The 8178-nt window shown below is 62.9% G+C and carries 6 protein-coding genes and 1 pseudogene; 1 reads left to right on the top strand and 6 read right to left on the bottom strand.

The features are described from left to right. Nucleotides 1-177: 177 nt before the first annotated feature. Nucleotides 178-1260, top strand: a complete 1083-nt coding sequence (locus CN311_RS30975) for an acyltransferase family protein (RefSeq protein ID WP_097577382.1) — start codon at nt 178-180, stop codon at nt 1258-1260. A gap of 54 nt (nt 1261-1314) precedes the next feature. Here the strand turns inward: CN311_RS30975 and CN311_RS30970 are convergent, their stop codons facing one another. The 6 genes and pseudogenes from CN311_RS30970 to CN311_RS30945 all read right to left on the bottom strand — a co-directional run. Next, nucleotides 1315-3693: a polysaccharide biosynthesis tyrosine autokinase gene (locus tag CN311_RS30970; protein WP_097577381.1), complete on the bottom strand. Its 2379-nt coding sequence runs from the start codon at nt 3691-3693 to the stop codon at nt 1315-1317. 151 nt (nt 3694-3844) lie between these two features. After that, nucleotides 3845-4741 carry a UTP--glucose-1-phosphate uridylyltransferase gene (locus CN311_RS30965; protein WP_097577380.1) on the bottom strand — a complete coding sequence of 299 codons (897 nt, stop codon included), beginning with the start codon at nt 4739-4741 and terminating at the stop codon, nt 3845-3847. A gap of 58 nt (nt 4742-4799) precedes the next feature. Then, the gene (locus tag CN311_RS30960; protein ID WP_097577379.1) at nt 4800-5768 is read right to left on the bottom strand and encodes a glycosyltransferase family 2 protein; all 969 of its coding nucleotides are present in this window, start codon (nt 5766-5768) and stop codon (nt 4800-4802) included. After that, entirely contained in the window at nt 5758-6708 is a 951-nt protein-coding gene (locus tag CN311_RS30955; RefSeq protein ID WP_097577378.1) for a glycosyltransferase family 2 protein, read from the bottom strand. The genes CN311_RS30960 and CN311_RS30955 overlap by 11 nt, the downstream gene beginning before the upstream one ends. Continuing rightward, a complete protein-coding gene (locus CN311_RS30950) occupies nt 6708-7703 on the bottom strand; it encodes a glycosyltransferase family 2 protein (protein ID WP_165779910.1) in 996 nt (331 codons plus the stop codon). Before CN311_RS30950 ends, CN311_RS30955 begins: the two co-directional genes overlap by 1 nt. Nucleotides 7704-7728: 25 nt before the next feature. Further along, nucleotides 7729-8178, bottom strand: a pseudogene (locus CN311_RS30945) (glycosyl transferase family 1); the annotation flags it as partial.

Here is an 8178-nt window from a genome sequence, read left to right as displayed (position 1 = left end):
AGCCTGTTCCATCCCGATAAAATCGGGATGGGGCTCCTGTTTTTCTTATTTGGGCATGATCTTTCCGAAAACCGGCGCGGGATGAATTGCCGAATTCATCCCGCATTGCAATCGTCTGTTGTGCAATGCAGCAATAGACCCTAAACTTTGCGTGGGGGGCCATCCCGAAGGCACGGCATGGCTCAGCAAAAAACCACATTCGGCGGCGTCGACATCCTGCGTTTTCTGGCTGCCGTCATGGTGATGTTCTACCACTACGGCTTCTGGGTATGGGCTTTCCCCGAGGGCGTTTCGGCGCGCGCGACGGGCGGCGTGCCCCCACAGCCGGAGATAGGCGGGCTGGTCCAATTCGGATGGGTCGGCGTCCAGATATTCTTCGTCATCAGCGGCTTCGTCATCGCCTTCAGCGCCGAGCATTCGACGCCGTTGCGGTTTTTCGAGGCAAGGGTGAAACGATTGGCGCCGGCTGTGTGGATCTGCGCGCCTATCACCGCGATGGTGCTGCTTTTCGTCGATCTGAGCTGGCCGACGGACGCGGTCGTCAGGCTCGTGCGCACCGCCTTGTTCGTTCCGTTCAACCCCTGGGTCGACAGCGTCTACTGGACGCTCGGCATCGAGATAGCCTTCTACGCCATCGTGTGGATTCTGCTGCGGCTCGGCCGCTTCGACCTGATGGAAGCGGTGGCAATCGCGCTCGGCGCGATCAGCACGTTTTTCTGGTGCCTGTATTTCCTTTTCGACTGGTCGAACCTTGCAGAGGCGCGATGGCTCGACCTTCTCCTGATGCATCACGGATGCTTCTTTGCGACAGGCGTGCTGTTCTGGTTGATGCGTTTCAAGGCCGTAACGCCCGCCCGCCTCGTCTTCTGCGCCCTGTTTCTGGCCGGCGGCCTGCTGCAGATCATCAGCGCGGTCGACGTCCGCAGCGTCAAGGTCGAAGCCGCGATGCCCTACGCGCCGCCGATCGTCCTGTTTCTCGCCGCCATGGCGCTGATGGCATGGTCGTTACGGCTTGACCTGTCCTGGAGCGGCTGGCGCCGGATCGGCCTGATGACCTATCCCCTTTACCTGATCCACGACGTGGTCGGCGCAGCCCTTCTTGGCGCCTTGGTGCGAGCCGGGGTGCCGTATCTGCTGTCTATGGTGGTCGTTGGAGCAACCATGATCGCGGCAAGCTGGCTGGTCGCGATCGAGGCCGAACCACGCATCCGCCTCCTGCTCGACCACACCATTTTCCGCTATCGCCTCAGGGCCGCGTAACGCCCGACTTGCTTAGCCGCTTGGGGACGAGCAGGCAGGGCCGCGGCGGCCGCCTCAGGCGTTTGTCTTTGTCCGGGCTTCCGATTTTTCCAGATAGTAGGTCGAATATTTGTCGAAGAATTTTTCCGATCCGCCCATCGATCCATATTTCGCCAGCTTCTTCAGATCGACCTTGTTGAGGACGACGCCGACGATCTTGTTGGCGATATAGGGTTCCGAACTTAGCACGGACTGCACCATGGCACGCGGCGTGCGCCCCCACTCGGTGACGAGAATGAAGCCGTCGGCAAGCGGAGCGAAGGCCTTGGCGTCGACCACGGGGCCGAGCGGCGGCAGGTCGACGATGATGAATTCGAAGGTTTCCCTGGCGTTGTCGATGAAACGCCGCATGCCGGCCGACGACAGCAGCTCGCTCGTATGCGAAAAATGACCGCGCGGGACCGACGGCACGATCGCCAGCTTCGTCTGCCGGTCGATCTTGCCGACGGACTGCCAGGTCTGCCCGCTGACCACTGCTTCCATCAGTCCCTGCTCGGCCTCCATGCCAAGGCCGCGGCTGAGACCGGGGTTGCGCAGGTCGCCATCCACTAGCAGCGTCCTTGCTCCGTTGGCGGCAAGCAATCCGGCCAGGTTGGCCGCGACCGTTGACTTGCCCTCGCCGGGCAGGACCGAAATCATGCCGATAACCCGGCTGCCTTGCCCTTCCATCACCACGTCGAAGGCGATCTTGGCGCTGCGTAGCGTCTCGGAGAACATCGACGCCGGGGCGTCGACACTCACCCGCATGCGCGCACGCTTTTCGGCGCTCGAGGGTGATTTGGCGGTTTTGTCCGCCTGCCCATCGACGCGCTTGTCGTCCTTGGCGGCCTTGCTGCCGATCATTGGCAGGTAGCCGAGGAATTTGAGACCGACGCGATCGCGAACGTCCTCGCCGGTCCTGAAGAACCGTTCCCTGAATTCGTTCAGCCCACCAACGCCGGCTCCCAGCATCATGCCCAGCACAAGCGACAGTCCCAGCACGATGGACGTGCGCGGGGTTGCCGCGGACTGCGGCATCGACGCATCCGAAATGACGCGGATCTTGCCGACCGGGAAGGATTGCTGCTGGGAGGCTTCCTCATAACGGCCGAGGAACGTCTGATAGAGCGTCGCGAGCGCCGTTGCCTTCTGGTCCAGTTCCCGCAGCTTGACCTGCGACTGGTTGTCGATGGAACTCTTGCCGGCCGCCAACGCGACATTTGCGCGGAGCGCCGTCTCGCGCGCCAGGGCGACCTCGTATTCGTTGCGATAGCCTTCGGTCAGTTGCTTCAGTTCGCCGAAGATCTGCGCCGATATATCGGCCTTCTCCTTGGCAAGCGCGACCGCTTGGGGATGCTGAGCCCCGAAATTGGCTTCGACATCCTGCTGCCGCTTGGCGACCGCGAGATAGCGGGTCTTGAGCGTTGCAATGACCGAGCTGCTCGGCTGGTCGCTCGATATGGCGGCATCCTTGAAGGCGTTTTCCGAGCCGCTTTCGATAATCGTTTTGTATTGCTGGTAGCGGGCGCTGGCGCGAGCGGTATCGGCCTGCGCGACGATGAGCTGGGCATTGAGGTCCGCCAATTGCTTGTCGCTGATCAATTGGCCGTCATTGACGGCCAATCCATGCTCGGCCCTGAACTTCTCGACGGCGAGCGCCGCGGCTTGCGAACTCTCGCGAAGCTCCGTCAGCCGGCCTTGCAGCCAGACCGCCGCGCGCTCGGTCGCATCGAAGCTGGCATCGAGCTGATCGGCCAGATAGGCGTCGGCATAGGCTTTGGTGATCGCGGTCGCAAGCGCCGGATCCTTCGCCGGATAGGCGATGGAGATCACAAAGCTTCGGCCGCTGCGCTGCGCTTGCACCTCGCTTTGCAGTTTGAGGATTGCGTAATCGCGGCCTGATGAAGCGACCATCGCGTCACGCGTCGCCGGATCGAGCTGGCTGATGTCGGCGCCGCCCGCGACGGGGTTGGGGCGGAAGTACCGGATCACGCCGCGCACGAAGCCGCCAGCCTTCGCCACGGCCGACGTCGGAGGATTCATGAAAGCGTCGTTCTTGTCCAACTTCAGCTTGTCGACGACCACCGCCGCCAGTCTCGCCGACTGGAGAATTTCGAGCTGGCTCAGAATGGCCGAGTCGGTCTGCATGCTGACCGACGCCGCCGAAATATCGTCGACGACCTTGTTCAAGCCTTCGTCGATCAGCACGCTGCTCGTCGCTATGTAGGTGGGAGGCGTGGTCTGCAGATAGAGCACGCCCAGAAAGAGACCGATCGCGGCACATGCCGCAACCACCTTCGCCTGCCTTGCCGCCATGGCGAGCAGGCGCTCGACATCGATGAAGTCTTCAGCGTTCACCGCTTCGGAATTCGGCAATGGCTTCCTCTTGTCGAGAGGAAAGTTGGCATAATTCATCTTCGGTCCAATTCCAGTTTGCAGGTGCGATCGGGAGCATCAGCGAATACGCGATGCAAACGTCATGCCAGATATCGCGAGACCTGGCGGCCAAACGCTTCGCCTATCCTTGCGTCGCCATCCATACACTGATGCTCCCAAAAAATGGGCATTATGCGGCTTCGACCCGGCGCTCATGTGACCGGACGAACTCCTGAAGCATATCGAAGATGGGCTCCTTCATGTCATCTCGCGCAAGCGCGAAGGCTATATTGGCCTGGATGAACCCTTCTTTCGAACCGCAGTCGAACATGCGGCCGTTGAAGGGCTGGGCAAAGAAGGCCTGGCTTTGGGAGAGACGGACCATGGCGTCGGTGAGCTGGATTTCATTGCCGGCGCCGCGTTGCTGATTGCCCAGAAGCGAGAAAATCTCGGGCTGCAGAATATAGCGGCCGTTGATGTAGTAGTTCGAAGGCGCATTGGCTGGAGCCGGCTTTTCGACCATGGCCGTCACCTCGAAGCCCGCGCCGACGTCGGCGCCGCGGCCGACAATGCCGTATTTGCTGGTCTCGGTCGGGTCGCAGCGCTCGACGGCGATGACGTTTCCACCGGTCTCGGCATAAAGGTCGGCGACTTCAGCGAGGCATCCGCGCCCGCCGAAGGACACCATGTCCGGCAGCAGCAGGGCGAAGGGCTCGTCGCCGATGACCTCGCGCGCACACCAGACCGCATGGCCGAGACCTTGCGGCGACTGCTGGCGGATGAAGCTGGTGGCACCGGCCACCGGAAGCAGGCTCTCGAGCGACAGAAGCTGCGCCTTCTTGCCGGTCTGCTCCAGGGTTCCGATCAGTTCGGGATGAAGGTCGAAATAGTCCTCGATGACCGCCTTGTTGCGACCGGTCACGAAAACGATGTGCTCGATGCCGGCTTCGAACGCCTCGTCAACCGCATATTGCACGACAGGCCTGTCGACGACCGGCAGCATTTCCTTCGGCATGGATTTGGTTGCCGGCAGGAATCGCGTCCCAAGCCCCGCCACCGGTATGACTGCCTTCCTGACTTTCTTCATCGCATGTTCCTTCTGAGGAGATCGAATTCAACCTGTCGCAGGCCCGTGAAAACCATTTTCACCTGCCCGCACCCTTCACCTCCCCCGCACCCACGGCAAATTGCGCCGCAACCCTTCGCAGCCGGACGGCGATCGGCATGCCCATATGCCTGACCGCCGCCGGATCGCTGAGCGCCGTCCATATCGCCTTGAGCGGCGACCGCGCCTTGATGTGCTGGACCAGCGACAGGAACGACGCCGCCTTGCGCAGGCTGCGCGTGCGCCTGGCGAAGGCGGCCTCGGCCTTTGCGTCCATCGAATGCGTTCTGGCGAAGACGATATCGGCATTACGCATCGCCTCGACGTGATGAAGTTCCAACACGCGGGAAATCGAGCCGGTGCGGATATGGTAGACATAGCCGGTCGTCGGCTCGACCACGCATCTGCCGCCCTTGGCCAGCGCACTGGCCAACAGGATATAATCCTCGCCGATGCTCAGGTGCTCATCATAACGAAGCCCGTTCTCGTTCAGGAACCGGCGCTGGAAGATCGGCTTGAGATAGCCGAGGTTGAACCTGGATTCGAAGACCACATTGCCGGCGATGTAGTCCGCCAGCGAGATTTCACTTAAGCCTTCGAGATAGTCGGCCGGGAACATCGTCTCTTCGGCGACGCCGTCCTCGCGAACGACCTGGAGATTGTCAACGGCGATCTCGGCACCGGCCTTCTCCGCCCGCGCAATCATGGCGCAGATCCGCCCGGGATAGACCGCATCGTCGGAATCGAGCACCGCGACCCATCGGCCACGGGCAAGTTCGAGCCCCGCATTCCTGGCGCCGCCCGGGCCGCGGTTCGCGGGAAGGGCGACGACGCGCACGACATCTCGCGGCCAGGCATTCGCCAGGTCGAGCGTCCGGTCGCGCGACTTGTCGTCGACGACGATGACCTCGACGGAGACGTCGCGCTGGGCGATGGCACTGCTGATCGCCCGGTCGATGGTCGCCTCGGCATTGTAGGCGGCAATGACAAAGCTGACGTCAGGCTGCATGCTTGCCCCCTTCCTGCGGCGAGGGCAGGCCGTATTGGCGGATCTCGCGCACGCCGATCAGACCGCTGACGACACCGACATGCATGATGCCGCGAAGCACGCTGCGGTTCCTGCGCACCGGATTGATGGCGACGGGGAGCGCCATGGCGAAACAATAGGCCGCCTTTGCCGAGGCGATGCCGATCTCTTTCGCGCGCCGCACACCGCCTGCGTTGTGTCCGAGCAGGTGACCGTGCGTCTGTCCGAAACGAAAGCGGCGACGCTTCAGCCAGTCGAAGGCCGCCCTGGAGCGTGGCACCACCTCGTCGACCCAGGCCTCGGGCGAAAAGGCGATAGGGCCGCCGGCCTTGACCATCTGGTCGAAGAATTCGGTATCCTCGCCGCCGGTCTGGCCACGCGCCAGGCTGAAGCGTCGACCGCGCAGACTGTCGGCGCTCATCCTGAGCAGGACATTGCAGGTGTAGCCGGTGCGGATCTCGCCGCGCACCCAGACAGGCAGTGTCGAGTGGAAATCACCTTTGCGCATCCAGTCGGGCGCGTCCGGCGCATAGAGCGCCCGCACCGGGCCGAGCACGGCGGCCGCGCCACTCGCCTCGGCCGTGGCAACTAGCTCGGCCAGCCAGCGCGAAGACGCCGTTTCGTCGTCATCGATGAAGGCGGCAAAATCCGACATGCTGGCGTCGAGGCAGGCATTGCGGGCGATCGAGATGTTGCGTGCCGGCGCATGCCGGTAGCGGATCGGCAGCTTGAGCTCCTCCGCCAGCTTCGTCACCAGTGGCTCGGCCGTCGGCGCATCGTCATTGTCAGCGACGATGATGCCGATATCGAACCCCGGAGGCATGTCCATGGCAGCCAGGGAACGGAGCGTGTCGGCAAGCTCCGGCCGCCGAAACGTGCAGACGCAAATGTCGATGCCTCTGTTTTTGACGGTGTTGCCCATCACGCCGCCCCGCGCTGCGATCGAGGTCCAAGGAGTTGCAGCCAGAAGCCGACGGACCAGCCGAAATGCATGACCATCGCCGAGATCCCGGCCAGCGCAATATCGGGCTTGCGCTGGCTGATGGCGGTCCACACGCCATAGCCGAGGCAGACCGACGCCCACAGCAGCAGTGGCACGGCCGCCAGCCAATGGACGAAGGAGAAGGCCGCGAGCAGCACCACCGGAAACACCAGAAGCGGCACCATCTGCCGGATCTTCGGTATCATACGGTGCTTGAGAACGTTCCTCGCCCGGCCGCGGCCATAGCCGAGATACTGGAAATACAGGCCCTTCAGCGACGAGCGCGGATAGTAGACCATCTGGGTCTTGCCGCTGATCCAGATCCGATAGCCGGCCTGGCGGAGCCGGTAGTCGAGTTCGGCATCCTCATTGTGGCTGAACGTCTCGTCATAGCCGCCCACCGCGGTGAAGGCAGATATCCGCATCAGCGCATGATGGCCGTGGTCGACCCACTCTCCCGCCGAGAGATGCCTATGCTTGGAGCCACCCGTGCCGAGCTTGGAGTTCTGCGCCGCAGCGGCGGCTTTCTGCACGGTGCCGCTGCCGCTGGTCAGCATCGAGACGACGACCGAATCAGCGCCGGTGGCCAGCGCCTCCTCGACCAGCCGATCGCAATAGTCGGGGGGATAGCCGCCATGGGCATCGATGCGGATGAGATAATCGGCGCCTTCGCCGTAACGGGCGACGGCGAGATTGATCGCCGCGCTCTGCAGGCGCCTTTCGTTGTGGAGCAGGATGACGCGCGGGTCCTTGCCAGCGATCTCCTCGACGATAGTCCTCGTGCCATCGGTGCTGCCGCCATCGGCAACAACGATGCTGGCGCCGAGCCTTCCGGCCGCCGGCCGAAGCTGATGAAGCAGCGCACCGATATGGGCCGCCTCGTTCAGGCATGGAATCACGATCAGGCTGGACGGATGCATTTCGGTTTGCGTCATCGACCTGTGTCCATCCCCAGCCATGCTATGCCAGTGCCTCGGCGGCATATGGATCGGGCACGCAGGCCAAGCCGCGCAGCTTCTCGACCAGCGCCCGGCAATCGCCGCGATCATGGCTCCAGGTCCGCGGATTGCGGGCATGGACACGGGCCCGCAACGTCCCGAAATGATGCTCCTCCATATCGCCGAGGGCAGCTTCGAGCGCCTCGGGCGTCGCCTGAGGCAAAAGAACGCCGATGCCCTGCCGGTCGAGGAAGCGGCCGGTTTCGGTGTTGCCCATCGAGATCGGCACGGCGCCGAAGCGGCAGCCCTCATAGAGGCGGTTGGGCAGCAGCCATTCGGAATTCAGCCCCTGCTCGAAAAAATCGATGGCCCAGGAAAAATGAACCTCCCGGTAGATCGCAGCCATGTCCTCCGGGTTCCGGTAGGGTCCGCCGAATGAGAGCCACGGCTCGGCTTCGACAAAGCCGTGAAA

The organism is Mesorhizobium sanjuanii (assembly GCF_002529485.1).
GTDB lineage: Bacteria > Pseudomonadota > Alphaproteobacteria > Rhizobiales > Rhizobiaceae > Mesorhizobium > Mesorhizobium sanjuanii.
The sequence above is the reverse complement of the archived record's forward strand: the minus strand, read 5'-3'. Positions and strand labels throughout refer to the sequence as shown.